Annotated in this window: 20 protein-coding genes and 1 pseudogene; 15 read left to right on the top strand and 6 right to left on the bottom strand. The window is 55.7% G+C overall.

Annotated elements, in window-relative coordinates:
* The 4 genes and pseudogenes from DTL42_RS26135 to DTL42_RS00055 form a co-directional block, all read left to right on the top strand.
* A pseudogene (locus tag DTL42_RS26135) lies at positions 1-351 on the top strand (hypothetical protein); the annotation flags it as partial.
* A 66-nt stretch (positions 352-417) separates the two neighbouring features.
* On the top strand, positions 418-3,159 hold the full coding sequence (locus tag DTL42_RS00045; protein ID WP_158545169.1) for a BatD family protein: 2,742 nt from the start codon (positions 418-420) through the stop codon (positions 3,157-3,159).
* A gap of 223 nt (positions 3,160-3,382) precedes the next feature.
* Positions 3,383-5,920, top strand: a complete 2,538-nt coding sequence (locus DTL42_RS00050) for a U32 family peptidase (RefSeq protein WP_114366629.1) — start codon at positions 3,383-3,385, stop codon at positions 5,918-5,920.
* Between the two features lie 25 nt (positions 5,921-5,945).
* Entirely contained in the window at positions 5,946-6,557 is a 612-nt protein-coding gene (locus DTL42_RS00055; protein WP_114366630.1) for a non-canonical purine NTP pyrophosphatase, read from the top strand.
* A gap of 33 nt (positions 6,558-6,590) precedes the next feature.
* Here the strand turns inward: DTL42_RS00055 and DTL42_RS00060 are convergent, their stop codons facing one another.
* From DTL42_RS00060 to DTL42_RS00070, 3 genes are read right to left on the bottom strand one after another with little or no spacing between them, the layout of a single operon-like run.
* Positions 6,591-7,271: a hypothetical protein gene (locus tag DTL42_RS00060; protein WP_114366631.1), complete on the bottom strand. Its 681-nt coding sequence runs from the start codon at positions 7,269-7,271 to the stop codon at positions 6,591-6,593.
* A 10-nt stretch (positions 7,272-7,281) separates the two neighbouring features.
* Complete coding sequence (locus tag DTL42_RS00065) at positions 7,282-7,971, bottom strand: hypothetical protein (RefSeq protein WP_114366632.1); 690 nt, start codon at positions 7,969-7,971, stop codon at positions 7,282-7,284.
* 12 nt (positions 7,972-7,983) lie between these two features.
* Positions 7,984-8,739 carry a hypothetical protein gene (locus tag DTL42_RS00070; protein ID WP_114366633.1) on the bottom strand — a complete coding sequence of 252 codons (756 nt, stop codon included), beginning with the start codon at positions 8,737-8,739 and terminating at the stop codon, positions 7,984-7,986.
* Positions 8,740-8,933: 194 nt separating this feature from the next.
* Here DTL42_RS00070 and DTL42_RS00075 point away from each other — a divergent pair, with 194 nt between their 5' ends.
* The 7 genes from DTL42_RS00075 to DTL42_RS00105 all read left to right on the top strand — a co-directional run bounded on the left by DTL42_RS00075 (position 8,934) and on the right by DTL42_RS00105 (position 17,696).
* Positions 8,934-10,097, top strand: a complete 1,164-nt coding sequence (locus DTL42_RS00075) for a glycosyltransferase family 4 protein (protein WP_114366634.1) — start codon at positions 8,934-8,936, stop codon at positions 10,095-10,097.
* 122 nt (positions 10,098-10,219) lie between these two features.
* Positions 10,220-11,524, top strand: a complete 1,305-nt coding sequence (locus tag DTL42_RS00080; protein ID WP_114366635.1) for a Glu/Leu/Phe/Val family dehydrogenase — start codon at positions 10,220-10,222, stop codon at positions 11,522-11,524.
* Positions 11,525-11,635: 111 nt separating this feature from the next.
* On the top strand, positions 11,636-13,423 hold the full coding sequence (locus DTL42_RS00085; protein ID WP_158545170.1) for a DUF885 domain-containing protein: 1,788 nt from the start codon (positions 11,636-11,638) through the stop codon (positions 13,421-13,423).
* 91 nt (positions 13,424-13,514) lie between these two features.
* Positions 13,515-14,357 carry a DUF1295 domain-containing protein gene (locus tag DTL42_RS00090; RefSeq protein ID WP_114366637.1) on the top strand — a complete coding sequence of 281 codons (843 nt, stop codon included), beginning with the start codon at positions 13,515-13,517 and terminating at the stop codon, positions 14,355-14,357.
* Positions 14,354-15,694: an NAD(P)/FAD-dependent oxidoreductase gene (locus DTL42_RS00095; protein ID WP_114366638.1), complete on the top strand. Its 1,341-nt coding sequence runs from the start codon at positions 14,354-14,356 to the stop codon at positions 15,692-15,694. Before DTL42_RS00090 ends, DTL42_RS00095 begins: the two co-directional genes overlap by 4 nt.
* Positions 15,616-16,356 carry a DUF1365 domain-containing protein gene (locus DTL42_RS00100; protein ID WP_114366697.1) on the top strand — a complete coding sequence of 247 codons (741 nt, stop codon included), beginning with the start codon at positions 15,616-15,618 and terminating at the stop codon, positions 16,354-16,356. The genes DTL42_RS00095 and DTL42_RS00100 overlap by 79 nt, the downstream gene beginning before the upstream one ends.
* Complete coding sequence (locus tag DTL42_RS00105) at positions 16,332-17,696, top strand: SAM-dependent methyltransferase (RefSeq protein ID WP_147274103.1); 1,365 nt, start codon at positions 16,332-16,334, stop codon at positions 17,694-17,696. The genes DTL42_RS00100 and DTL42_RS00105 overlap by 25 nt, the downstream gene beginning before the upstream one ends.
* A 20-nt stretch (positions 17,697-17,716) precedes the next feature.
* Here the strand turns inward: DTL42_RS00105 and DTL42_RS00110 are convergent, their stop codons facing one another.
* Complete coding sequence (locus DTL42_RS00110; protein WP_114366640.1) at positions 17,717-19,249, bottom strand: oligosaccharide flippase family protein; 1,533 nt, start codon at positions 19,247-19,249, stop codon at positions 17,717-17,719.
* Positions 19,250-19,334: 85 nt separating this feature from the next.
* Positions 19,335-20,174: a glycosyltransferase family 2 protein gene (locus tag DTL42_RS00115; RefSeq protein ID WP_199590000.1), complete on the bottom strand. Its 840-nt coding sequence runs from the start codon at positions 20,172-20,174 to the stop codon at positions 19,335-19,337.
* Between the two features lie 126 nt (positions 20,175-20,300).
* Between DTL42_RS00115 and DTL42_RS00120 the strand changes: the two genes are divergently transcribed.
* Together DTL42_RS00120 and folK are read left to right on the top strand one after the other, a co-directional pair.
* Positions 20,301-21,116 carry a carbon-nitrogen hydrolase family protein gene (locus DTL42_RS00120; RefSeq protein ID WP_114366641.1) on the top strand — a complete coding sequence of 272 codons (816 nt, stop codon included), beginning with the start codon at positions 20,301-20,303 and terminating at the stop codon, positions 21,114-21,116.
* Between the two features lie 690 nt (positions 21,117-21,806).
* Positions 21,807-22,763, top strand: a complete 957-nt coding sequence (gene folK / locus DTL42_RS00125; RefSeq protein ID WP_114366642.1) for a 2-amino-4-hydroxy-6-hydroxymethyldihydropteridine diphosphokinase — start codon at positions 21,807-21,809, stop codon at positions 22,761-22,763.
* 21 nt (positions 22,764-22,784) lie between these two features.
* On the opposite strand, the gene DTL42_RS00130 is transcribed toward folK, so the two are convergent.
* Entirely contained in the window at positions 22,785-22,997 is a 213-nt protein-coding gene (locus DTL42_RS00130) for a DUF2007 domain-containing protein (protein WP_114366643.1), read from the bottom strand.
* Positions 22,998-23,149: 152 nt separating this feature from the next.
* Here DTL42_RS00130 and DTL42_RS00135 point away from each other — a divergent pair, with 152 nt between their 5' ends.
* Both DTL42_RS00135 and DTL42_RS00140 read left to right on the top strand, forming a co-directional pair.
* Positions 23,150-23,584, top strand: a complete 435-nt coding sequence (locus DTL42_RS00135; RefSeq protein ID WP_114366644.1) for a response regulator — start codon at positions 23,150-23,152, stop codon at positions 23,582-23,584.
* A gap of 231 nt (positions 23,585-23,815) precedes the next feature.
* On the top strand, positions 23,816-26,002 hold the full coding sequence (locus DTL42_RS00140; protein WP_114366645.1) for an esterase/lipase family protein: 2,187 nt from the start codon (positions 23,816-23,818) through the stop codon (positions 26,000-26,002).
* The last annotated feature ends 291 nt before the right edge of the window (positions 26,003-26,293 follow it).

Consider the following 26,293-nt stretch of genomic DNA (forward strand, 5'->3'; position numbering starts at 1 on the left):
CAGCAGGATCAGCAGCAGGATCAGCAGCAGGACCAGCAGCAGGACCAGCAGCAGGACCAGCAGCAGGACCAGCAGCAGGACCAGCAGCAGGACCAGCAGCAGGACCAGCAGCAAGCTGGTGGTGCTCAGGAGAATCCACAGCAAGAGCAACCTCAAGACCAAGAAGCTCAGCCCAGTGCGGCTCAGCAGTCTGGTCAAGACGATACCCAAGCGATGGAAGAAGCTCGTCCCATGACCAAAGAAGAAGCTCAGAAAATGCTCCAGGCGGTTCGTGACCGCGAGCTAATGCGTCGTTTGCAACATCAACAAGAAAAACAGCGCCGGTACGTTCCTGTGGATCGAGACTGGTAAAGCGAAACGGTACCCCCAATGGCAAGACTTGGAATCGTCAACAACCCATTTAACCCGAGTGCAAAGATGAAACCTCGAACCCTAATGACCGCCCTGGTTGCTCTCGTCGCCGTCGCGATCGGCTCGGTGGCCACGTCAGCTCATGCCGCAGACCTGCAAGCTGCTTTGTCGTCGCGTGAAGCGTACGTCGGAGCGCCGATCATGCTGCACCTGGAAGTCGCCAACGCGTCGTCGCACGACGAGCCGACGATTCCCGAGGTTCGCGGTCTCGACATTCAAGCCGCCGGTCCACCTAGCCGCAGCACGCAAACGACCATCATCAACGGTCGTCGCTCCAGCCGCACATCCGCCACTTACACGTGGCGGATTACGCCTCGGCAAGCAGGTTCCTTCGAGATTCCTCCGATCGATCTCCAAGTGGATGGGCAAGTTCGCTCGACACGTCCCTTGCGTTTCGTTGCTACCAAAAGCGAAACAGGAGACTTAGTGTTCGCCGAAGTCACCGGCCAACAAACAGAGATCTACGTCGGCCAGCCGTTAACGCTCACCTTGAACTTGTGGATCAAGCCCTATCATAACAACGAGTTCGACTTGACGTTGTCGGAAGAAAATATGTGGCAGATGATCTCCGAGCATACCAATTGGGGTGCTTTCACCGAACGCATGACCGAACTCGCCGAGAACCGCCAACGTCCTGGCGGCAAGGAAGTGCTACGGGCAGATTCTCAAGGGGACGAACGTGCCTACTACTTGTACCAAATCGAAGCGACCATCTACCCGAAACGGCCTGGACAGATCGAAGTGGATGACCTTCAAATCGTGGTCGATTACCCGACTCGCTTGGGCAAATCACGCGATCCGTTCGGTTCGATGTTCGACGATGACTTCTTCGGTGGCATGTCTCCCTTTGCGGATCGCGACTTCTCGCCGTTCCGCCGGAACACGCTGTCGGTGACGGCCAGTCGTCCGGTGGTTGCCGAAGCGACCGTTGCTCCGATTGAAGTTAAGCCCGTCCCAACCGCCGGTCGGCCTGCCGACTATCGCGGAACCGTGGGACAATATCAAATCGTGACCCAGGCGTTGCCAACCGATGTCAAAGCTGGGGATCCGATCACCTTGCACATTGGTATCCGCGGCGATGGCCCGATGGAACTGGTCCAAGCTCCGCCGTTGGCTGCCTTGCCGCAACTGACCGCAGACTTCAAAGTGGCCAACGAACCCTTGGCTGGCCTGGTGGAAGGGGATACGAAGCTGTTCACCACCACCATTCGTCCGCGTCGGGAAGGAATCACCGAGATTCCAGCCATTCCGCTCACCTTTTTCGATCCCGCGAAGGAAGAGTTCGTCACCGTGAAGAGCGAACCGATTTCCATCCACGTCAGCAAAGCCGAGCGTTTGGCGCTCGACTCGATCGTGGGCAATGCCAATCCACAAGATCGTGCAACAAACCCTGAAGCGTCCGCTTCCCCCACGCTCGATCTGCAAAACTACACCAGCAACGACGCCTTGGTCACCGCCAGCTCGCAAGCCAATTGGCCCTGGGCTTTGGTGATCGTGTTGCCCCCCCTGGCAGTGGCGGCTGCTTGGCTGATGAAAAACCACGGGCACCTCGTCTCGCCAAGCGGTAGCCCGCTGCAACAGCGAATCCGTGCGGCTCGTCACTCGCTGCAAGCTGCCGACTCCACGGCAGAAGTTGCCTCGGTCGCCAACGGCTTCGCCGCCGAGGTTCGAGGGTCCGCTCCGTCAGCACAGCTCAACCAGTTGGTGAATCTGTGCGATCAAGCCGCCTACAGCGGTTCAAGCGATCAACAGTTGTCCACGCTGAAAAGCCAGGCCACGGACTTGCTCGATCAGATGGCCCAGGCCGCAACGCAAAGTGCCCCGCGATCGTCGGCACCTCGTTTTGGTCGCCGCCAAATGATTGCTACCGCCTGCTTGGTGTTGGCAGTCCTGGCCGTTGCCGTGCCGGTTGCCAGCCACTTCGCAGGACAAGGCAAAAATGAAGACGCCTTGGCCCAAGCCCCGGCAGAGCCACAACCGGCAATGCCGAAACTGAGCGATCAGCAAATGAGTGTCATCTTGGCCGAAGCAAACGAAGCCTACCAAGCAGGCCAGAAAGCATCCGCCGAAGATGCTGCGGCCGCCAAGGAAGACTTCGCCAAAGCGGTGACTAAGTATGGTCAGCTGGTCGAAAACGGTGTGCAAAACACGAACCTGTACACGAACCTGGCCAATGCTCAGCTTCAACTCGGAGCCACCGGCAAAGCGATTGCCAACTACGAACGCGCGTTGAATCACGACGCCTCGAACTGGCAAGCTCGCAACAACCTGTCGATCGCTCGTACCTCGCTTAACGGCGGTATGAACGAACCCCAAACGGCAACTTCGCTTGGTAGCGTGCTAAGCCAAACGGCCCAAAAGCTGCAAGCGATGACGCCTCCACTGGTGACCACAACCGTGTGCGTGACCCTGTGGCTGGCCTTGTGCTTGGTGCTGCTGGGTTCGCTGGTCCATCCTGGCCGCTACTGGAAAACAGCCTCGATTTCGCTGGCTTGTTTACTGCTGGTCGGCGTTGGGGTGGCAAACCTGGAACGCTTGACGACCGCCGACGAACCAGGAGCGATTGTTGCCAGTCAAACGGCTGTGCTCCGTGAAGCCCCCGGCGATCAGTTCCCAGCAATCGGCAACGAGACGCTTAAGGAAGGGGAATCGCTCGATGTGCTGAAGGTCGACGGCAACTGGGTGCAAATCCAGACTCCTGACGGAGCAACCGGGTGGGTGGCGAACCCAGACGTGGAGCTTTTGTAAGAGTCCCCCAAGAAGTTAGTACCGCAGTGTGGCAACTTCTGCGGTTTGCAAACGGCGAGAGGGTTCATCTCCTACCCTCTCGCCGTCTTTTTATTTCTTGCCGAGGATCGTCTGCGAATTGCCGCTTTCCCCTTTTTATTCCCTATCGGATTTGCCGCTGTCCCGGTAAAATCAACCGATTCCAGGGCACTCTTTCCACTTCACTGGGTGAAACGCGAATTCGATGGGCGATTCTTCTGCTGCTGCGATAGCGACACGACCGGAACTTTTGGCTCCGGCAGGGGACTGGGATTGTGCCCGGGCCGCAATTGCCAACGGGGCAGACGCGATCTACTTCGGTCTCGAAACCGGCTTCAATGCCCGGGCCAGGGCGAAGAACTTCTCGCTCGACGACCTTCCCCAGTTGATGGAGATGCTCCACTGGCATGGCGTCCGCGGTTATACCACCGTCAACACGCTAACCTTCTCGGACGAACTAACCACCATCGAGCCCATCATCCGCCGCATCGCTGAAGCAGGCACCGATGCCGTGCTGGTCCAAGACCTCGGCTTAGTCGATCTCATTCGCCGCACCGCCCCGGATCTGCCCATTCATGCGTCGACCCAAATGACGATGACCAGCGCCGAGTGCATCGCGGAGATTGAAGATCTCGGCATCGAACGGGTTGTGCTCGCCCGGGAACTCTCGGTTAACGAGATCAGCAAGATCCACGAAAACACGACCATGCCGCTGGAAGCGTTTGTTCACGGGGCTTTATGTGTCGCTTACAGCGGGCAATGTCTCACCAGCGAATCGCTCGGCGGACGCAGTGCCAATCGCGGCCAGTGCGCGCAGGCATGCCGCTTGCCCTACGAGTTGATCTGCGATGGCACCGACATCGACCTGGGGGATCAAAAGTATTTGCTCAGCCCGCAAGACCTGGCCGCGTATGCCTTGGTGCCGGAACTGCTGGCCGCTGGGGTCGTATCGCTAAAGATTGAAGGGCGGCTGAAAACGCCAGAGTATGTCGCCAACATCACCCGGCATTACCGCCAAGCAATCGACTCGGCTCTGGCTGGCAAACCGGTGACGTTCACGCCTCGCCAGGTCGAAGAGATGGAGCTCTCCTTTTCGCGCGGCTTTTCCCCCGGTTGGCTGCAAGGCTGCGATCACAAGATGCTGGTCCCTGCCACCAGCAGCGCCAAACGGGGCGTGCTGGTCGCCGAAGTGGTGGCAATTGACGATCGGCGTAAACGGGTCAAGCTCGAACTCTTTGGCCGCTTGAAAGCGGGCGATGGAATCGTCTTTCAAGGCGATCGCGCCGCCGGGAAAGAGCAGGGGGGACGCGTCTTCACCGTCAGCCAAAAAGGACGCCGCGTCACCGGCGAAGTCGCCAGCGGCGTGGTCGAAGTCGACTTCCCCCGCGGTTCGGTCGACTTTCAATTCCTGCAGCCAGGCCTGCAAGTTTGGAAAAGCGACGATCCAGCCCTCACCCGCGAGCTACGCAAATCGTTCAGCGGCGAACTGCATGGCCGCGACCTTCCCCTCACGATCGAAGCCTCAGCCCGCGTCGGTCAACCGCTACGTATTGTGGTCAACTGCGAAACGCTCGGCACCTTCTCCCTGCAAACCGAACAACCGCTGGAAGAAGCCCGAAAGCACCCACTAAGCGAAGCTTCGCTGCAAGAACAACTCGCGCGGCTGGGTGGTAGCGGCTATATCCTCAGCCAACTTTCCGCCAAGATCGCTGGCAACCCGATGGTTCCGCTGAGCATCCTCGGCAAGCTCCGCAAGGAGATGGTCGCCCAACTCGATGAAGCCCGACACACAATGGCCAAACGCGGCCGTGAAATCACCGGCGACCTGGTTCTCGGTCCTCTCCGAGCCGATGTCGAACCAGCCCGCGTCGAACCGACCGAACCCCAACTGATCGTCCTGACACGTTCCCTGCATCAACTGGAAGCGGTGTTGGCTACCGGCATGAAGACCGTGTATGCCGACTTCCAAGACATTCGCGAGTACAAACAGGCCGTTCCTTTGGCGCGGGAAGCCGGCGCCCAGACATGGCTGGTCACGCCCCGCATTCAAAAGCCGGGCGAGATGGGCATCTTCAAAGCAATGGCCAAGCATGCTCCCGATGGAATCGTTACGCGAAATCTGTCTGGGCTGAAGTTCTTCACGCAACTCGGCCTGCCCTGCGTGGCCGACTTTTCGTTCAACGCGGCGAACGAGCTGACCGTCGATTCGCTGCGTCAGCGCGGGGCGATTCGCGTCACGCCGTCGTACGATTTGAATCGCGACCAATTGTTGGTCATGGCCGAAAACTGTGCTGCCCATCTGTTGGAACCAGTCATTCACCAGCACATGCCAATGTTCCACATGGAGCACTGTGTCTTCTGTAGTGTCCTTTCCCCCGGTACCAACAAGACCAACTGCGGTCGCCCCTGCGACGAGCACGAAGTCAAGCTGCGCGATCGCGTCGGGGCCGAGCATCCCTTGAAAGCGGACGTCGGTTGCCGCAACACGCTGTTCAACAAAACGCCGCAAAGTGGTGCCGAAATTGTGCAGCCGCTGATCGAGCTAGGCGTACGGAACTTCCGTGTCGAACTGCTGAACGACGATCCGCCACACGAAATTGCCCGCGTGATCGATCTGTACCGAGACCTTCTCGCTGGCCGTGTCACGGGCGAAGAAGTTTGGTCGAAGCTCAGCGCACTCAATCGCGTGGGCGTAACGCGTGGTACACTAGAACATGACCGCGACCCGTTAGCGATCATTTGATTCGTCCCTCGCAAAGGACCGTTCGATGGCACGTCCCTGGACCGAATGCCAAGAATTGATCGTGGCAACCTCGAACCCGCACAAGGTGCGCGAGCTGAGCTCGCTGCTGATCCCGCTTCGCATCCCGGTGCTGGCATTACCATCCGATATGACGTTCGCCCCGATTGTCGAAGATGGTACCACCTTGGCCGAGAACGCTCGCAAGAAAGCGATTGGCTATGCTAGTCAACTGCAACGCTGGGTCCTGGCGGACGATACCGGGCTGGAAGTCGACGCCCTGGGAGGTGCCCCTGGCGTCCATTCGGCCCGCTACGCCGGCGAAAACGCCACTGCAGCAATGAACCTGGCTCGGCTGATCGAGCACATGCAAGATATTCCTGAAGAAGCCCGGGCGGCTCGTTTTGTCTGCCACTTATGCCTGGCCGATCCATCCGGCAACCTTCTGTTGGAAACCCGTGGGATCTGCCCCGGTAAGATCTTAGAGCAACCACTCGGATCGGCTGGCTTTGGTTACGACAGCTTGTTTCAAGTTGCCGGCCTGCAGCAAACCTTGGCCCAACTTAGCGAAGACCAAACAGCGGTGGTCGGCCATCGTGGCCATGCGGCCCGCTCTCTGGTAGAAGCTTGGCATGCATGATCCAATAGCCTAGCCAAGAAATTATCGCAACCGCTAACCAACCAACTGCCGCAAAGCAAACAAGATATAGCGGCGTCGCTCTGCGGATAACAACGTTCCGAAGTGAACATCTCCTCGGTCGCAAAAAAGCGTGATCTGTTTCATTGGCTTGTCGTTCATCTCGGCCCCGGAATCGGTTTCCTCGATCCGTTTTACCTCGGACCAGCGAAACCGACTTTTCCAACCAAGTGGGCCGACCCCGAAGAAGACGAGGCCGATATCTTGGTCCATTGCGTCGCTGTGAATAACCGTTTTGCCAAATAAAAGCAGGACTGCGCTTCCCGCTAAGAACAACGTTGCGATGACAAACGGAATTCCCAAGAATATCTGCGCATATTCCGAATCTCCTTCTGCCGACTCTAGTCCAAAGAAGATAACCAACGTGGACAAGGCAAACACCACTGTAAAGATGGCGATAAAATAGCCTGTCCAACTGCGAATGGTCGCCGTTATCTGCCATCCCAGCACGTCGTTTTCGTAACGGACACCAGGGGGCGGTTGCCGTAGATCGAATCCCTCTGGGATTTCCGCTGTGGCAACAGCCTCTGGCTTTTTGCCCAACAACTCCGAGATCGAACTTCGCTCGCCGCACCGCGGGCAAACGGCCTCGTTCGAGTTGATGTCCATTTTATCAGCTGGCAGTTCCGTCTCGCACTGGGGACATTGAAGCTTCATAGGTTTGCTCTCAATACGTTCGATTCGACAGCAATTGCCTCAAGGCATGCAGCACATAGCGGCGACGTTGCTCGGAAAGCATCGAGCCGAAATGAATGTCTCCTTTGTCGCGCACCAAGGTCAACTGCTTGGCGTTATTACCACTGGATCCTTCTTCAACTCGCAGCACTTCCGACCAACGAAATCGCGTCGTCCAGCCAATTGGGCCGATCCCTAAAAAGATACTGCCGGCATCCTCGTCCATGTCGTCGCTGCGAATGACCGTTCGCCCCACGACACTCAACAGGGCAATCGAACCGAACAGAAGCGTTCCCAACAGAAATGGAATGCCAAACAACGATTGCATTAACTCGAACTTGCCGTTGAAGATTTGCGTGCCGTAGATTCCCCCCAGCGAACCTCCCGACCAAACGCACATAAACGGCACCAAGAAGAAGGCCGCCCCGTTGCGAGTTGTCGCTGCAATGCGCCACCCCAAGCCGTAATTTTCGTAGCTAATCCCAGGCGGAGTTTGATGGATATCGAACGAATCTGGCGCGTCGGTCACCCAGCCAGCGTTGCGAATGGTGACCGGCTCGGTCCCTAATAAGGTCGAGATATTAAATGCCTCGTCGCATTCTCGACAAACGGCCACATCAGCCGCAACGTTCATTTGACGAGCAGGAAGCAGGAGATCGCATTTGGGACATTTCAGCTTCACGATACTAGTTCCCTACGTCGAGCCGACCGGCATCGCCAACTGGCTGGCCTCTGGATCGGAACTCTCCGCCCCATCCGTCGACGACAACACGACCACGAATTCCGGATAAAGCTGCGTAAACTCATCGATCGCCACAATTGCCTCACGACACGCTTCGGAGCGGGCCAACAGCACGGCAGCGACAAAGCTACCTGCCACAATCGCCACCAACAACAACCAGACCGGTAACTGCAAAAAGAAAAACGCAAACAGGCAAGCCACGATGCCTAAAAACGAGGCCTTGGATAGCAATTGCTGCCAATGCAAAATTCGATAACGCCGCTTCCCCAACCGCTCGATCAGCCAACGGCGAGTGAACGCCGGAGGAATAAACGTACGGTAGACGGTGCCGTGGTAGGTTCCCTCAGGAATTGCCATCGGCGTAAACAACCCTTCGTATTCGTCCGATAGCTGCGGTTCTTGCTCGCCTACGCATTCTAAGCCGCCAAAAAAAGTCGGCCCTTTCACGTGGACGTCGGAATAGTTTTCCTCTTCTCCCAGAAAATCTTTGAGCGGAGCAGGGGGGATCTCGTCTACGTAAACGGAAACCGTAAACTGTCCGTCCCCATCGTTAAGAAACCAGATAATTCGTCCTTCTTCGGCCATCTTGTCCAAGAAGGTGACCGGATCCTCCTCCAACAGCGTCTCTGCATTCTCAGGAAGGTTCTCTGGCCAATACAAGACCATATTTCCCCCTTCAGTTCCGCCGCTGCCAGAATAGTGCGTCATTGCTGCCTATCTTCGCCTTAAATCAATCAATATTGTCAACTTGCCGTAATTTACCACAACTGGCTGCCGCTGTTGGGGGCCCCTCACAGGTTCGTATTGCTTGAAATGGGGGATTTCGTTAAGAACGCTACCCAAGCTGGCTGCTGGTGGATGAACCGCGTCTGCCTTTCTCACTTAAACTTCGCAACTTGTCCATGAAAATTCTCCAAATCATCTCTGGCTTCGGCGTCAATGGAGCGATTATCCAGTGCCTTCGGCTGGCCGTCGCCCAAGCAGAACGTGGCCACGAGGTAATCCTGGTAGGACGCAATGATTCATGGATTCAGCAACAACTAGAAGGGACCGGAGTTCGCTTCATGCCGTCGCGGCTCAAACGTTGGCCGCTGCGTGATTTGCGAGAGATGGCTCGCTGGATCGACGCCGAGCAAGTCGATATCGTCCACACCCATAACACCAGTGCCCAGATCTTTGGGCTGATGCTCAAGCTATTCACGAAAATCCCCGTGGTTGCCACGGCGCATCACACCAAGATGCACGCTTATTGGGCGTTGAAAGATTTCGTGATCGCCAATTCCGATCATACCCGCCAAATGGAGCTGACCTGGAATCGGGTTCACCCCAAGAAGGTAGAAACGGTCCGGGCCCTGATCGATCATGCCCCGATCCCTGAAAATAGTGAACAACTCCGGCAACAATGGCGAGAGGATAACGACTTCTCGCCCAGTGATAAGCTGATTGGGATTGTGGGGGATGTTTGTCCGCGTAAAAACCACCTGCTGCTTCTTAAGGCCCTGCCTGAAGTTTTACGGCAAGTGCCCGAGGCCAAAGTAGCCGTGATCGGCAATCGTTGCCCGATCTACATCAAAAAGGTTCGCTCGCAAGTCAAGCGGCTGGGGCTGAAACAAGCGTTTCGCTTTATCAATTTCCAAGCCGATATCCCAGCCGTGATGCGGGCAATCGATCTACTGGTGGCCTGCCCCACGCAGGAAGCCTTTGGCTTGACGCCCCCAGAAGCGATGGCAGCCGGCAAACCGGTCGTTGCCACACGTATCGGCGGCTTGGTAGAAAGCGTGGCTCACGGCGTGAACGGCTTGCTCGTCCCGAGCCAAAATGCCCCAGCGCTATCGCAAGCAATTATCCAGGTGCTTTCCGACGACCAACTGGCTCAGCAGTTTGGCCAAGCGGGCCAGGCACGTTTTCAAGAAATGTTCGATAACGATCGCAACGTTATCCGCCACGAAGAAATCTATTCGGATGTCATTCGCCGCGTGATGAAACGGGAAGTCGCTTCATTGAAGATCTCCCCCGTCCTACCTACGGCTCCGATTCTGCCTCGCAAGATCACTTCTGCGCTCTAAACTGTACATAGAGTTCTCCCTCATTATTGTTTCCGCGCGCCCTCGCGGAATAATAACCGTGGTCGTTTGATAACTTCCGCTGCCCGGAAGACTTGCACCATTTTTGCCTAGAGAATTTCCGCATGAATGCCCCATCCCAACCAAGCGTCTTTGCTGGTGCCATCTCTCGGCTTGATAAAGCTTTCCTTTACGCCGATATCGACGCCGAGGCTCTCGAACGTCTAAAACACCCTAAACAAATCTTACAAGTCTCGATTCCCGTGCGGATGGACGATGGTTCGTTGCGTGTCTTTACCGGCTACCGCGTTCGCCATGACGACACCCGCGGGCCAACCAAGGGAGGGCTACGTTACTCCCCTCACGTCGATCTCGAAGAAGTCAAAGCATTGGCGTTTTGGATGACGTTCAAGTGTGCCGTGATGAACATTCCCTACGGCGGCGCCAAAGGAGGCATCTGCGTTAACGCCAAAGAGCTTTCACGCTTGGAACTCGAACGACTCTCACGCGGGTTCGTCGAACAGATCGCCGATTTTATTGGACCTGAAACCGACATCCCTGCCCCAGACATGTACACCAACCCGATGATCATGGGTTGGATGATGGACGAGTACTCGAAAATCAATCGGCGTCGCACACCTGCGGTCATTACCGGCAAACCAATTCCCCTCGGCGGAAGCCAAGGCCGCGACGAAGCCACTGGGCGGGGTGCTTACTACTGCATCAAAGAACTGGCCAAAAAGCGGGACTGGGACCCCACGCAAATTCAAGTCGCGATCCAAGGCTTTGGCAACGCAGGCCAAAGTATCGCTCGCCTCTTACATGCCGATGGCTACCGAGTCGTGGCCGTCAGCGATTCGCAAGGAGGGATTTACAAAGCCGATGGATTCGACGTGCCGAGCTTGATTCAAAACAAGAATCAATCCCGCCGGCTCCAAGCCGTCTACTGTAGTGGTTCGGTTTGCGAGGCGATCCAGGCCAAGACAATCACCAACGAAGAACTCTTGCAACTGGATGTCGACCTCCTGATTCCGGCTGCCCTGGAAGAAGTGATCACCGCCCACAACGCGGCCAACATCAAGGCCGACGTGATCGTGGAAGTCGCCAACGGCCCCATCACCAGCGAAGCAGATGAAATCTTGCACGAGAAAAAGATCTTGATCGTTCCCGATATCCTAGCCAACGCCGGGGGCGTCACGGTTAGCTACTTCGAGTGGGTGCAGAACCTACAGGGTTTCTATTGGCCTCTTGACGAGGTGCAGCATCGACTTTGCGAGATGATGTGCCGCGAGTTCGCGCATATCTACGACTGGATGATCGAAAAGAAGATCGATATGCGCACGGCAGCCTATGCCGTGGCCCTTTCCCGCATCGGCGAAGCGATCTCTTCGCTGGGAACGGCGCGGTACTTTTCCGACAACGATTCGTAAAATTATACATTTAGACGGTTGGCATTGCGTGCGGCTTCTATCAAAATGGAACGGCATGGGGCAGTATCGAAGAAGGTGCTGGTCCAATTGCCCTTAACCGCGAGGACTTCGATGCCCAATTTTTCCGCTCGTCTGGCCCTACTAACCACCACGATTTTCGCGTTGATTTCGCCTCTGTTGCTGGGGCAGGAACCGGCTGCCGAAAACAGTGCCTCGGCCAAGCTGCATGCCTTGTTCGAGGAAGACTGGCAGTGGCGAATGGACAACTACCCCACTTGGGGCACCGCCTTAGGGGACAAACGGGGCAACGATCGCTGGACCGATATGTCGCGCGAGGCGATCGATCTTCGCCAGAAGCATCCGCACGAACTGCTGGAAAAGCTCAAACAAATTGATCCGAGCCAACTCAGTGGGCAAGATCTCCTTTCGTACGAATTGTTCGAGTACGAACTCAACAACGAACTTGCAGGCGAGAAGTTTCCTGCCGAGCTCTTGGCCCTCGACCAGCTAGATGGTCCCCAATTTCGCTTGCCGCAGACGGCCGAGCAAATGCCTTTCGACACCGTCGAAGACTACGAAAACTATCTCGCCCGGCTAAGCAGCTATCCGAAATTTCTCGATCAAATCACCGCTCTGCTGCAAGAAGGCATCGAAAAACGCTGGGTGCAGCCGCCTGGTCCGTTGGCCAGCATTCCGAAGCAAATCGGCGGACAATTGAAAGCCGACGCGACCGATAGCCCGTTGTATAAGCCGTTTCAGGAATTCCCTGAGTCGATCTCCGAGGCCGACCAAGCTCGGCTGAAGGAAGCCGGCAAAAAGGCCATCGCTCAGCAGGTTTTCCCCGCGATGCTCAAGTTCAAGGAATTTGTCGAGGACGAGTATCTGCCCAACGGAGCCGACGTGATTGGTGCCGCTGCCCTGCCCAATGGTCGCGAATATTATGCCTACAAAGCCCGTAGCTCCACGACGACCGACCTGACGCCGCAAGAGATTCACGAGATTGGTCTCAGCGAAGTGAAGCGGATTCGGGGCGAGATGGAAAAAGTGATTCGCGAGTCGGGCTTTCAGGGCGACTTCGACGACTTCGTCAAGTTTCTGAAATCAGATCCGCAGTTCTATTACACCGAAGCAGACGATCTGATGCTGGGCTATCGCGATATCGCCAAGCGTGTTGATGCTCAGCTTCCGAAGTTGTTCGTCACATTGCCTCGCTTGCCGTACGGCGTACGGACATTCCCTGACTACGAAGCCCCCAACCAGACTTCGGCCCGTTACTATCCAGGCTCGATCGAAGCCGCGCGAGCCGGTTTCTTTATGGCCAACACTTACGCGTTAGATAGCCGTCCGAAGTACGAAATGGAAGCGTTGACCCTACACGAAGCGGTTCCCGGTCATCATCTGCAAATTGCGCGTGCCCAGGAACTAACCGACCTACCACGCTTCCGCCGACATGGACACTACACCGCGTTTGTCGAAGGGTGGGCGTTGTATGCGGAATCGCTGGGGGAAGAAATGGACTTCTACCAAACCCCCTACGACAAGTTTGGCCAACTCACATTCGAGATGTGGCGAGCTTGCCGCCTGGTAGTCGATACCGGGATGCACAATATGGGCTGGAGTCGCCAGCAAGCAATCACCTTCTTCCAAGAGAATAGCGGCAAGAGCCCGCTGGAAGTCGCCGTCGAGATCGACCGCTACATCGTCTGGCCTGGTCAGGCATTGGCTTACAAAATTGGCGAACTGAAGATCAAACAGCTGCGTGCCAAGGCCGAACAAGAACTAGGCGATGACTTTGACATTCGCCAGTTCCATAACGCCCTACTCGACAACGGGGCCTTACCGCTGCCCATCTTGGAACGCGTGATCGATCGCTGGATTGCCCAGCAGAAGTCCTCCTAGAAAAATTGGGAAACCATCGTTGCATCCCACCAGATGCTGCGGTTTTTTACTAATAGGTCCTCATCCTTTGGTTTAATATCGCAGCGTTTTTATGGAATTTCCCTCACTATTACTGGTCAACGCAGTCACGATCGCTGGCTGCATGCTCGCCCTCTGGCTACTTAGTTTGTGGCTGAAGGATGCCAGCATTGTTGACATCTTTTGGGGGCTTGGCTTTGTTGTGGTGGCCTGGGTCTCGACACTCTGCGCGGCTTCGCCCGGAACGCTCGCTTGGCTCACGACCATTTTGGTAACGATCTGGGGCTGCCGACTCGCTGGCTACCTCGCCTGGCGCAACCTAGGCCATGGCGAGGACAAACGCTACACCGAGATGCGCAACAAACCAGGCCGCAACTTTGCTCTGTTCAGCTTGGTCGTGGTGTTCGGCCTGCAGGGGACCATCATGTGGATTGTCTCGCTTCCCTTGCAGATCCTACCAACGTTATCAGGTTCCTTCTCGGCCATCTCGGCGATTGGCATTGCCTGCTGGGCGATTGGTTTAACCTTTGAAGCGGTCGGTGATTATCAGCTTGCTCGCTTCAAAGCGAACGCATCCCAGCAAGGCGAAGTTCTCGATCAAGGGCTGTGGCGTTACACGCGGCACCCCAATTACTTCGGGGACTTTCTGATCTGGTGGGGCTACTATTTGCTGGCCATTTCTGCGGATAGTGGTGCCTGGTGGACCGCTGTTGGACCGGCTCTCATGTCGTTTTGCTTACTTTACTTTTCTGGCGTTGCCCACTTGGAACAACACATCCAGACACGTCGTCCGGCTTACGCCGATTACATTCGCCGCACTAGTCCCTTCTTTCCGTGGCCACCGTCTCCGCAGCAGACATCATCCATCGAATCAAGTTCGGGATCCGCGCATCCGCAGGAGCCACGGCCATCATGAAGCGTTTACGAATCGCCGTGATCGGCGGAGGAATCAGCGGAAATTTAGTTGCTCGATTGCTCCATAGCGAACACGAGGTCACCCTCTTTGAAGCGGCCAATTACCCTGGCGGGCACAGCAACACCGTCACCTGCAAAGTCGCGGGGCAGTCGTTTGCCGTCGATACGGGCTTCATGGTATTCAATCAGCGTACCTATCCCAACTTCTGCCGCTTGCTCGACATGCTTGACGTGGCATCGCAAGATAGCGACATGAGCTTTAGCGTGCGCTGCGAAAAGAGTGGGCTCGAATACCAAGGCAGTAGCCTCCGGGGGCTGTTTCCCTCTTGGAGAAATGTCGTTTCGCCTGGCTACTGGATGATGCTGCGTGACATTGTCCGCTTCAACGCAGCCGGCACGAAAGCAGTTGCGCAGCAATCGCTCGGCTACGCCGAAACGATGGGGCAGTTTCTCGAAAGATGCCAAGTCGGCAGCATGTTTCGCGAGAAATATCTTTTGCCGATGGCCGCCGCCATTTGGTCGGCCTCGCCCCAACAAATCCTCGACTTTCCGGCCCAGTTCTTCCTTGGCTTTTGCGATAACCACGGCCTGATGGCAATCCGCAATCGCCCCCAGTGGAAGACGATCGTCGGAGGCTCGCAGGCCTACGTCGAAAAGCTACTCGCCCCGCTCGCCGATCGCGTTCGCCTCAATTGCCCGGTCCAGTCCGTCAAGCGAAGCGAGCATGAAGTTAAAGTGCTGACGGTGTCGGGCGAAGTGATTCCCTTCGACGAGGTTGTTTTCGCCACGCATGCCAATCAAACGCTCAAGCTGCTCGAAGCCCCTACCCCTTTGGAACACGAGCTCCTCAGCCATTTTCCTTATCAGGCCAACGAAGCGGTCCTACACACCGATACCAGTTTGCTGCCGCGGCATCGTCATGCATGGGCAAGCTGGAATTACCTGATTCCACAAGCAGATCAGCAGACCGCCAACGTCACCTACGACTTATCACGCTTGCAGAGTGTCCCCTCACCGCAGCCAATCTTACTCAGCTTAAATGCCGCCAAGCACATAAATCCCACTACCATTTTGCAAACGCTGCGTTACGATCATCCAGCGTACAACCGTCACAGCGATGCCGCCCAGAAACGGTTGCCTGAGATTCAGGGAAAGCACCGTACGTATTTTTGCGGAGCCTGGTGCGGTTATGGGTTTCACGAAGACGGCGTAAAGAGTGCCTTGGCCGTCGCCCAGCATTTTCATAAGAACCTCGACGCATGCGAAGCTGTCTCTACGAAGGACGTGTCACCCACACTCGGCATACGCCCATCGAGCACCAGTTTGAATATCGCCTGACGATGGCTTCGTTGGATCTGGCTGAAATCGACACGCTTGTCGGGCCGCGGGGGCTGCTTTCTGACCATCCCAGCGCGGCCATCTCCTTTCCGCAGAATGTCCATCTGCGGAGCCAAGTCGGCAATCTCACCAATCGCGTGCGTGATTTCATCGAACACCAAACCGGCACGCGGCCTACCGGCGGGATACGCCTGCTGACCCAGTTGCGTCACTTCGGTGTCTACTTTAGCCCGCTTAACTTGTTCCTTGTCGATGGCCAACAAGAAGGCTTTCCTCAGCATATCATCGCCGAAGTAAACAACATCCCTTGGGGGGAACAGCACGCCTATTTGTTAACCCCCAAGTGGGACGAAGCCCAGTCTGCTTGGACCGACGAGCATGCCAAGCAAATGCACGTTTCCCCCTTCATGCCCATGGATCAACGTTATCGCTGGACCTTCCAGCAGCCTGGCGATCGGCTGAAAGTTGGCCTAGAAAACTGGGAAGAGGGGCGCAGAGTGTTCCATGCTGGTATGATTTTAGATAAAAAACCGTTAACACCTGCTACGCTTCGACGGTTTAGCAGAAATATGCCCGCCATGAGCCTGAAAGTGGTGGCAGCAATCTACTTAGAAGCCTGGAAACTTTGGTGGAAGCGATGTCCGATATTCCCACATCCATAAATCTCACTCACATCCCTTCGCCGTGTACCCGCCACCGTAGCCAGTCCGCCGAGTCCGCTTGGGAAGGCCCGATATCGCATCGCCCGAGCTTCGCTGGCCGCTTCTCTCAGGGACTTTACTGCTGGGTATCGCGGCAATGTCGGAACATTCTGCACGAAACGCTGGCCAACATCACCTCCGGTCACGTCCTAATTGTCGACCCCTTAGGGCAACAAACATTTGGCCCCAGTCACGATGTAGAACTGCGTGTCGTCGTACGGGTCGACGATTTACGCGTTTATCGCCAGATGCTCTTAGGCGGTACGCTGGCCGCCGCTGAGGCTTATCTGCAAGGCAAGTGGGTCTGCAGCGACTTAACCGCCTTGATGAGGATCATGGCCCAAAATCTCGATTCCCTGCAAGGCATCGAACGCAAATCTGCTTTTTGGTTAGCCCCAGCCCGCCGCTGGCAACAGTGGCTCACCCGCAACTCGCGCAGTGGCAGCCGCAAGAATATCGCTTCCCACTACGATCTAAGCAATCAGTTCTTTGCCCTGATGCTCGATCGCACGATGATGTATTCCTCAGGCATCTACGAACATCCCGAAGCCACGCTGGAAGAAGCCTCGCTGGCCAAGCTCGAGCGAATTTGCCGTAAGCTGAACCTTTCTCCTGCAAGCCACGTGCTGGAAATCGGCACCGGCTGGGGTGGTTTTGCCGAATACGCCGCGAAGAACTACGGCTGTCGCGTAACCACCACAACCATCTCGCAGCAGCAGTACGAGTTCTCGCAGCGACGAATCGAGCAAGCTGGCTTGGCCGATCGTGTTACGCTGCTGAAACAAGATTATCGCGATCTGACCGGGCAATACGACCACGTGGTGAGCATCGAGATGATTGAAGCGGTAGGGCGAGAATACCTGGACGCCTATTTCCAGAAGTGCTGCCAGCTTTTGAAGCCCAACGGCACGATGCTCCTGCAAGCGATCACCATTCCCGACGAAAGAGTTCAGCGGTACGCCAGCGGGATCGATTTTATCCAACGATATATCTTCCCAGGTGGTTTCCTTCCTTCTTACGGTCTGATCGCCAGTTCGCTGGCCAGCAAGACCAACCTGCGTATCATCCATGCCGAAGATTTCGGCCCGCACTATGCCCAAACGTTGAGAGCGTGGCAGAAGAACTTCCACGACAACCTACCCCGCATTCGAGCCCTGGGGATGGACGACTACTTTCTGCGGATGTGGGAATACTACTTGGCGTACTGCGAAGCAGGCTTCGACGAGCGGCAAATTGGTGTCAGCCAGTTAGTCATGGCTCGGCCGGCTTATCGTGGTACCTCGATTCTAGCGCAGCTCTAACCAGGTCAGGCTCGTTCTGGCTATTCGACTAAGGTGTGCCCATCTTCTTCGATGCCGCCGCGCAGTTGTTTCCACAGCCAGCGGACTTCCCGCATGGCAAACACGCTGTAGGCAATCACTCCTACCCCAACTTGCATCGTCAGCATAACCACCTCGGGGAAAAAATCATCGGTAGCTGTCACCAGCCAAACCACGACCCCCATCAGCAGCGACGCACCAATCGCGGGAAACATCGGCAGAAAGACCCGGCGGACCGAAAGGCCGGCAAAATGAAAACAAAACGCCAGGTAAGGCCCACTCATAAGAACCGTGGCGATCGTGACCACGATGGCTAATTCCAGCGTCAGATCGGTCGGATCACTTCCGACGCGCCAGTACGAGACAGCACATGCCACCGCCAGGACGATCATATTTCCCAAGGCACCGATCGCCAGCATACCGGTCCGCCCCGCCGCACTCATTAAGGTCCCGGAAATGTTGATCCAGCTTTGAGCGAGAATCATCGGCCCCATTAGTGCGAGCAACTCGCCGGACTCCATCCACTCGTCTCCTCCCAGCACCATCATTAACCGCTCGCCCACCAGGAACATTCCTACCGAGCAAGGGGCCAGCATGATGCCAACCATGCGGTAGAATCCCGCCGTCAACTGCGTGAACACTTCAAGATGTTTTTTCGCATGCGACAAAGCAGGCAACATGGCCGAGGTAACCGGCGAGGTCAATAAATAGACCGGACGAATCATCTGGTTATAAGCTTGCGTGTAATAACCAATCCACTCGTGCCCATGCTGGGTACTACCCATCAAGAAGCTCAGCATGATCTTGTCGAAGTTTTGCCCCAAGGCAAAAAACAAACCGCTCAGCGTGTAGAACCCACTGAAGTGCAGCAGGTGCTTAACTTCAGAAAAAGGGGCCATCTTGCCTGGTCGCCATGGTTCGATCATCCAAAAACCGATGTTCAGCACAATCAGTTCGGCATACTGCTGAATGACCAGCGCCCACACGCCAAATTCATACCAAGCGGCCCCAATCGCTAGGCCTCCGCTGATCAGCAGCGAAAGCAAACGCACAAGGGTTAACCGCCCGAAGTACAGCTTCTTCTCGGCCAGCGACTTATGCTGCGAATAGCTGTTGTAAAGCAGGGCCGTGCCAGACATCACAATGCCCAGCGGCAAAAGTCTTTTGGCGTCAAAAAAACTAGCCAACACCGGCGCTAGCCCCGCCAGAATAATGGTCAGCACGACGCCGGTAATGATTTGATACCAGAACAAAGAGGTCGCTTGTTCATTGGTAAGCCCTCGCTTTTGGACGGTGGCGATATCCATCCCGAGCGAGCCGAACGAACGGACGAGAAGCGTGATCGGCATGAACATGCCCAACAGCCCGAACTCGACGGGGTCGACCATGCGATACAGTTCGGCCAGCACCACCAGCGAAATGACCTGCCCCGCGATCTGGCCTAACATTGTCAGCCGCGTCGCGCGTTGGGTTTTCTCGTAGAGGTGTGGATCTAAAGGAGAAGATCCACTTTCGTGCGATGGGGCATCATTCATTAAGAACGAGTCAGGTGGAGCCGATTGGTTGTTTTATCGACACCCACACCGACAAAATAACTTTGCCGGTGTCGAGGTCAATTGGTTAATACCTTATCGCACACCACAGGGCCCGTATACCATCCCGCCAACCGATCTTCTTACCTTCTTCGTAAGTTCGCGGAAAATAACGAATCGGGACTTCACGAATGCGTAACCCTTTGCGTCGCGCCAGCTTCGCGGTTATCTCTGGCTCGATACCGAACCGCTTTTCCTGCAGGGTAGGACCGATCTCTTGAATCACTTCGCGGCGGAAAACCTTATAGCAAGTTTCCATGTCGGTCAGCAACAAATTCGTAAACAAGTTCGACCACATCGTCACAACCTTGTTGGCGAGGTAATGCCTCAGGCGAGGTACGTTGCGATGTCCCGAGATAAACCGGCTGCCATAAACGGCATCGACCCCTTCGCAGATAATCGGCTGCAGCAAAGCACGGTAATCGTTGGGCGTGTATTCTAGGTCGGCGTCCTGAATAATCACCGCATCGCCGGTCGCCAGGCGAAAACCGGTTGCCAGGGCTCCACCTTTGCCTTGGTTCTTCTCGTGGAAGATAATCTTTAGGTCAGGCTCGCCTCGCAACGAATCCAACAGGTCTCGCGTGCCATCGGTGCTGCCGTCGTCGACTAAAATGATTTCACACTTGAAACCACACCGACGTACCGCCGTAATGACTTGCTGCAAAGACTTGACTTCGTTGTAAACCGGAATCACCACCGAGAGGACAAAGTCGGTTGGAATCTGGTAAATCGCTAAGCGGTAACAAGCCGCTTCACCCAGCAGGGTGCCCAGAATCTCGACCCGTCTTGAATCGTCTTCTACTGCAAGCATCAACTGCTGTTGCAGATGATTCAGCTCGGTCATTTCGTTTTCAGTATGGATACTCATGGATTTGGTGATTTCCGCTAGAATGACGCACCGTCCAAGGGAAGGGGTGGGGTAGGCTACGGACGCTAAAACCCTGTTTCAGTATAGAACATAGTTCACGATAAACGAAACATTGGAGATACCCGCATGAACACGCCTTATCTGGCTGCGGCCATACAATTGGACTCAGGAACGGATAAATCGGTCAATTTGGCGCATGCGGAAGCGTTGATCGTCCAAGCCGCCACTCAAGGTGCCAAGCTGGTGGTGTTGCCAGAATTATTCCCTTACCTAGGAAACTTGGTCACCCTCAAACAACACGCCGAGACCATGGACGGTCCCGTGCTGCAAAAGATGCGATCCCTGGCCAGCGAACATGGCCTGGTCCTTTGCGCCGGCAGCATGGCGATCGCCTCGACCGAAGACCCCAGCAAAGTCCTCAATCGAAGCGTCATCTTTGGCCCCCACGGTCAAGTATTGGCAGCCTATGACAAAATTCACTGCTTTGACATCAACCTAGCGGACGTGAAAACGGTTGAATCCGATTTCGTCAAAGCAGGGAGTCAGTTGGTCGACACCTCGACTTCCATTGGGCATGTCGGCCAGGCGATCTGTTACGATTTACGCTTCCCAGAGATCTTTCGCAGGCTCACCGAAAACGGAATGCAAATCTGCCTGCTCCCGGCCGCGTTCACCGATAAAACGGGCCAAGCCCACTGGGAAGTTCTCGTTCGCGCGCGGGCCATTGAAAATCAGGTCTATGTCATCGCGGCCAACCAGTGCGGCATGTACGGAGATTCGATTCGCTGCCATGGCAATTCGATGATCGTCGACCCGTGGGGCACGATTCTTGCGCGCGCGGATCAAGAAAAGCCTGGAATTATTTTTGCCGAGATCGATCTAGGCAAGCAGCGTCGACTTCGCAAAGAGCTGCCCGCACTGCAACACCGCCGCATGGCCTGACGACCTCGCTGACGGCACATCACGCTTCCCTTTAGAACCCGATTAGAACCGGCGACATAACGCAACAACTCCTTAACAATATCATATTAACAACTACACACTTTATTACTTGTAAAACTTTTCACGTGAGATCTCGATTTCATTTTTGTCTTTTTTCCACACCAAAAAACTCGTAGATCATTGTTTATGGAAAAAAGATTACCATGGTTGCTTGACAACTCGTCGTCGCTTCGCAAAATTAGTCCCTATGTTGATTGGAACCACAAGACGCTAATCACGTCTGAAACGCCTCTCTCCTCCTCCTTAACTTGTTAGTTGTTTGTTACAAATTGGTCGTTCTGACCGATGGTTCCCAGCTCGCATACAAGGCCCTCCGATGGGTTTATTGCGCGCCGGGATAGAGCCAGACAACAACAAGCTTTTGCCAGCGGCCAACCGCCAGCCCGGTAGTAGAGATTTGAGGCGATAGAAGTCTTGCGGGAGAATTGCTTTCCGGCAAAAGGATTTGTCGCACAAGGTTAGTAACCTCTCCGTTAAAAAGCATGAAGGGCGACGACCGACGGAACGACTGCGACAGGCCTGCGGGCCTTGTTTACGGAGATCCCTTCAAGCTTTTTAGCGTTTTTCTGGCGATGGTATCCTTGAACGCGATGAGCTAACATTTCCTTTGCGGCCGGTGAAGAAACGATTGTGGCCACTATCCTGATTGCCTTGGGCGCGAATCTTGGCGATCGAGGCGAAACCGTCACCCAAGCCATCGATCAGCTCGCGGCAGATCCCGATTTCACACGCATAGCCCAAAGCAGCTTGCTCGTCACCAAGCCGGTCGGCGGCCCAGCAGGTCAGCCAGACTTTATCAATGCGGCGGCGAAGTACGAAACGTCCCTTTCGCCAGAGCAAGTTCACCAGAAGCTGATTGAAATCGAACATCAGCATGGCCGCGTCCGCAACTTGCGTTGGGGGGCTCGTAGTCTTGATCTCGATCTACTGCTGTACGATACCGAGATCCGGCAGACGCCACGACTCACGCTTCCTCATCCCCGCATGAGCTTTCGCCGCTTCGTGATGCAGCCTGCTGCCGAGATCGCTGCGGAAATGTTTCATCCGCAACTCGGCGCGACTATTGGCCAGCTATGGCAACAGCTCGCCAACTCGCCCCCCGTTGTTGAAATTGCCTCCCCCCCTGGTCCTACGACCTGGCGATTGTGTGCAGAAGTTCAACACAAACTGGGGCAGCAAGTCGTGTTCACACCGCCGGCAGAAGCTTGGCCAGAATCGGTCGATCAGCTTCCCAGCTTGCTTGATCGCTCGCTGCGTCAAGCAGCCACGGCCTGGGGGCCACCTCCTGGCTATGCGGTAAGCTTGCTACCGTGGTGGTCGAAGTTACCGGACGTCCTTTCAGGAACATCGGCGCCGGGGGCTTCGCTGCCAACGCTGCCCCGGTTAGTCATCCTGTGGCTACCAGCCCCGGAGTCGGTCGACGAAATCGAACGCGCCTGGTGGCCGCCTGAGGCAAGAGATGCCTTAGAGCAACGGCTGAGAGAAGCCGTTCAGCAAAACGTGCATGGCCCACTTCTTTGCCTGGCCGGGCACGACATGACCGCTGCGATCACCGAAGTTACCGCAGCGGTCGAAGCCATTCAGTAGTCGCTTAGCTCGCCAGCGCCGCTAGTCGGCGTGGTGTTCGTCCAGGAAGGCTTTCGCTCGCGCCAACTGATCGGCAGGAACCATCAGGCGAATCGCCAACACGCCGGTTAACCCACCTTGGTGGTCATTATCTAAAACGCAAGAAAAGCCCTCCCCTTCCATGGCATTTTGAATGATGGTCGCTTCTTCGTGGCTCTGACAAGTCCGCACCGGCACCAAATCGTTATTTTCCATAATATCGCTACTCCGCCCTAAACTGGGATTGCTTTAATCATTGCGGGCTCCCGACGCCGGAGCCACTATTTAGGTAATTGTAACCTAACTTTACCTCATACACTTGCACCCCGCCAAAGGCGTTTTCGTAAACTTCAAGGGTCAACATCACCATGTCAAACCGCAAGCTCACCACTGTTATCTTGGACGATGACCCAGGGATTGTCCGCTTGCTGAAAACCATCTTGCGGGGAAATTTTGGCGACGAGCTGACACTAATCGACTTTACCGACTCGCAAGAGGCGCAGAAGTGGATATCGGAGAATTGCTGTGATCTGTTGATCAGCGATATCGAAATGCCGGATATCAACGGCATGGAGATTCTCGTGTTCGCCAAGCAGCGCAACGCTTGGACGCAAGTTGTCTTCCTCACCGGCCATTCCAATTGGATGCTGGTGACCGAAGCGGTCGAAAAAGGGGCCTCCGACTTCCTGCTCAAACCGATCAAACGCGAGGCACTTTGCACCATCGTGCAACAACACATCGACCGAGCAGCTCGCTGGCAGTCGGCCCTATTCAGCAAACAACGCTCCGAGTCTGTCAGCTAACCGGCTGTCAATCTCGCACAAACGCTAGCACCATTACGATCGACGCTTTCCTTAGCGGGGTAGGGTGATTTTTTCGCCTGCGTCGTTCTATTTGTCTGCGCGGACCTTAATCGTGGGGTAACCTTGTGCGGTTTGGTTCGTCCTGAGGTCGACTGCCTTCGGGACAAAGCCAATCGATGTCGTGTTCTGCACGACGCACTCCCCCACCTTCAATCGCAGGAAGCAATCTCCGTGGTCCGCTGGAAGCCGACATTCGCCACGCTGGGCATCACGATTCTGATTATTCAGATCGCCTCTGGCTGCGCAATGTGCCGCAAGGGACGCTGGGTCGATCCGAAAATGGTCGCCCCCTGCCCAGAATCGAATCCCAAGTCGCAATACCCATTTGGTATCTGGTGCAATCCGTGCGATGTAACCTCGCTCGAAACCTTTTCGCCTGATGATCAAGCGGTTTCTCTCGCTTCGTGGAACGCCCCTGCAGAAACCGCTAGTCCCATCCAACGGTGTGCCTACGAGGAAGCGTTCCTTCCCGGCGTTACCTTGCAGAACGTTTCCTCGAATGCCGCCGCCGAAGAAGTCATTGGTCGGCCTATCGGGCGTTCTTCCGCGATGCCCAATGCCGTCAACCAAGGTGGCGAGCAGATTGAAACACCCCAGGGGAGTCCAGCCCCTCAGCTCGAAGCTCCGTTCTTGGAACCTGGGCCAGAGTTCTTTCAAGGCGACCTGTTAGAAGGGGAAACGCTTTACCTGCCGAGCATTCGCGAACAGCCGATCCCGCAAACTGAATCGGCAGACGTGCAGCTACGCCAGGCCGAAACCTACTACGCGATGGCGGTCGACGCCGACAAGCAGCTCGACGAGTCGGCAATGAATATGTTCCTCGATGCCGCCATCGCTGCGTATCGCTACCTGCAACTGGTTCCCCCACAACCGAAAACCACCAAGGCTACCGGGCGGGCCTGGGAAGTCTACCACTCGTCGATTGCCCGTCTAATCTTCATCGCCGAGCGGACCGGGCATATCGATAAGAAGGTGGGGATCAAGCTGCCGGTCAACGGTAGTTACCGCATCGTCGAATTCGAATACATCAACTTCCAACGCACGGCCGAAGACTTCGATTGTTGGCACGTTGTCGGAGATTACCAGTCGCGTTACCTCCTCACCAAGCACAAGACGCCAGGACTTGGTGTGCCGTTGGTCGTCGAGCGTGTGCGCAAACCGGGCGATCGCTGGTACCCCGATCGTCTTCCTTTCGCGGCAACCGCCATCCTGCGTCCCGAGTGCGAAGTCGAAGCGTTTGATGCCACCACCGAAGCAGCCATCCCGGATGGCACCCATGTCGAACAAGTGGTTGCTCGCCTGGAACTGTACGATCCCAAACAATCGGGCGACGTCGAATTAAACTGCCATCAAGTCCCCTTGGCCAAGGACACGACCGCTCCTTACGCGTTCCTACTCAGTAACACACGGGGCGAATCGACGCTTGAAGCGTTGCACCCCATGGATAACGTCGAGGATCGCGGGCTGTTCGTCATGGAACCGCATCGCAAAGGCAAGATCCCCGTGGTCTTCGTCCATGGGCTGCTTTCTGCTCCGTATACTTGGGCAGGCATCGCCAACGAAATCGATAGCAATCCCGACCTGGCCGAGCGCTACGAAATTTGGGCGTTCCACTATCCCACTGGGGCTCCGTTCATGGAAACGGCGGCCATCATGCGGGAACAGCTGCACGACCTGATCCAAGAGATCGACCCCAGCGGCTTCGATCGCGATCTCCGAAACGTCGTGCTAGTCGGCCATAGCATGGGTGGTCTGCTGGCTAAGCTTCAAATCACCGATAGCGGCAACACGCTCTGGGAGCATGTCGCCTTCCAGCCGGTCAACACGCTCGATACCGATCCGAAGATGAGCGCCTATTTGCGGCGGATGTTTTACTTCACCCATTCCCCCAGCGTAGGACGCGTCGTATTTATTGGCACGCCACACCAAGGCTCCTCGTATGCTTGCGGCAAACTGGGACATGTCTCGGCAGCGCTGGTTCATCAAGATCCTTCCTTGATCGAAGCCCACAAAAAGTTAATCGAAAACAACCCGGCCGCGTTTCGGAAGGAAATGCGAACCCGTTTCCCCACCAGCTTCGACGTGGTGAACCCAGATAGCCTGCTTCTGGAAGGCATTTACCGCTTACCGCTTCCTCGTGGCGTTTCCACGCACACTATCCTGGGAAACGGCTGGTGGACAATCCACGATGGGCAAAGCGATGGCGTGGTTCCGGTTTCCAGTGCTCGCCTCCCCGGCGTTCAAACCGAGATCATGGTCAACTCGAAACACACGCACTTGAACCGCGATGCAGGCACCGTCTGCGAAGTCCTCCGCATCCTGCGTGTGCATGGCACGAAGCCAGCCTTCGCGGGTTAGTCCCCCAAGCAACGATCGCGCATGCTGTTGCCAGTTTTTTTCAAAATACATTCTGAAAACAATTTCACGGCAAAAGCCCTTCCTCTATCACGTGGCATCACGGAATTTAGGCCGTATTTTCTCGCACTAGCGAGACATTTGCCTAGTTCGCTCCCAATTGCTAACGTTCTCAAATAGACCGCAGAATCTTTCAAGCTGGGTATTTTCAGGGCTATAATCGGGAAGTTCGTATTGAGGTAAGAGAGTACCCCGAAAAGAAGGGACGCGCGTCAGAGAGTCCCTTTACAGGCG

The organism is Bremerella cremea (assembly GCF_003335505.1).
GTDB lineage: Bacteria > Planctomycetota > Planctomycetia > Pirellulales > Pirellulaceae > Bremerella > Bremerella cremea_A.

Coding starts and splice junctions, on each gene's coding strand:
- DTL42_RS00045 (WP_158545169.1), top strand. CDS start 418: ATGAAACCTCGAACCCTAATGACCGCCCTGGTTGCTCTCGTCGCCGTC.
- DTL42_RS00050 (WP_114366629.1), top strand. CDS start 3,383: ATGGGCGATTCTTCTGCTGCTGCGATAGCGACACGACCGGAACTTTTG.
- DTL42_RS00055 (WP_114366630.1), top strand. CDS start 5,946: ATGGCACGTCCCTGGACCGAATGCCAAGAATTGATCGTGGCAACCTCG.
- DTL42_RS00060 (WP_114366631.1), bottom strand. CDS start 7,271: ATGAAGCTTCAATGTCCCCAGTGCGAGACGGAACTGCCAGCTGATAAA.
- DTL42_RS00070 (WP_114366633.1), bottom strand. CDS start 8,739: ATGACGCACTATTCTGGCAGCGGCGGAACTGAAGGGGGAAATATGGTC.
- DTL42_RS00075 (WP_114366634.1), top strand. CDS start 8,934: ATGAAAATTCTCCAAATCATCTCTGGCTTCGGCGTCAATGGAGCGATT.
- DTL42_RS00080 (WP_114366635.1), top strand. CDS start 10,220: ATGAATGCCCCATCCCAACCAAGCGTCTTTGCTGGTGCCATCTCTCGG.
- DTL42_RS00085 (WP_158545170.1), top strand. CDS start 11,636: ATGCCCAATTTTTCCGCTCGTCTGGCCCTACTAACCACCACGATTTTC.
- DTL42_RS00090 (WP_114366637.1), top strand. CDS start 13,515: ATGGAATTTCCCTCACTATTACTGGTCAACGCAGTCACGATCGCTGGC.
- DTL42_RS00095 (WP_114366638.1), top strand. CDS start 14,354: ATGAAGCGTTTACGAATCGCCGTGATCGGCGGAGGAATCAGCGGAAAT.
- DTL42_RS00100 (WP_114366697.1), top strand. CDS start 15,616: ATGCGAAGCTGTCTCTACGAAGGACGTGTCACCCACACTCGGCATACG.
- DTL42_RS00105 (WP_147274103.1), top strand. CDS start 16,332: ATGTCCGATATTCCCACATCCATAAATCTCACTCACATCCCTTCGCCG.
- DTL42_RS00110 (WP_114366640.1), bottom strand. CDS start 19,249: ATGAATGATGCCCCATCGCACGAAAGTGGATCTTCTCCTTTAGATCCA.
- DTL42_RS00115 (WP_199590000.1), bottom strand. CDS start 20,174: ATGAGTATCCATACTGAAAACGAAATGACCGAGCTGAATCATCTGCAA.
- DTL42_RS00120 (WP_114366641.1), top strand. CDS start 20,301: ATGAACACGCCTTATCTGGCTGCGGCCATACAATTGGACTCAGGAACG.
- DTL42_RS00130 (WP_114366643.1), bottom strand. CDS start 22,997: ATGGAAAATAACGATTTGGTGCCGGTGCGGACTTGTCAGAGCCACGAA.
- DTL42_RS00135 (WP_114366644.1), top strand. CDS start 23,150: ATGTCAAACCGCAAGCTCACCACTGTTATCTTGGACGATGACCCAGGG.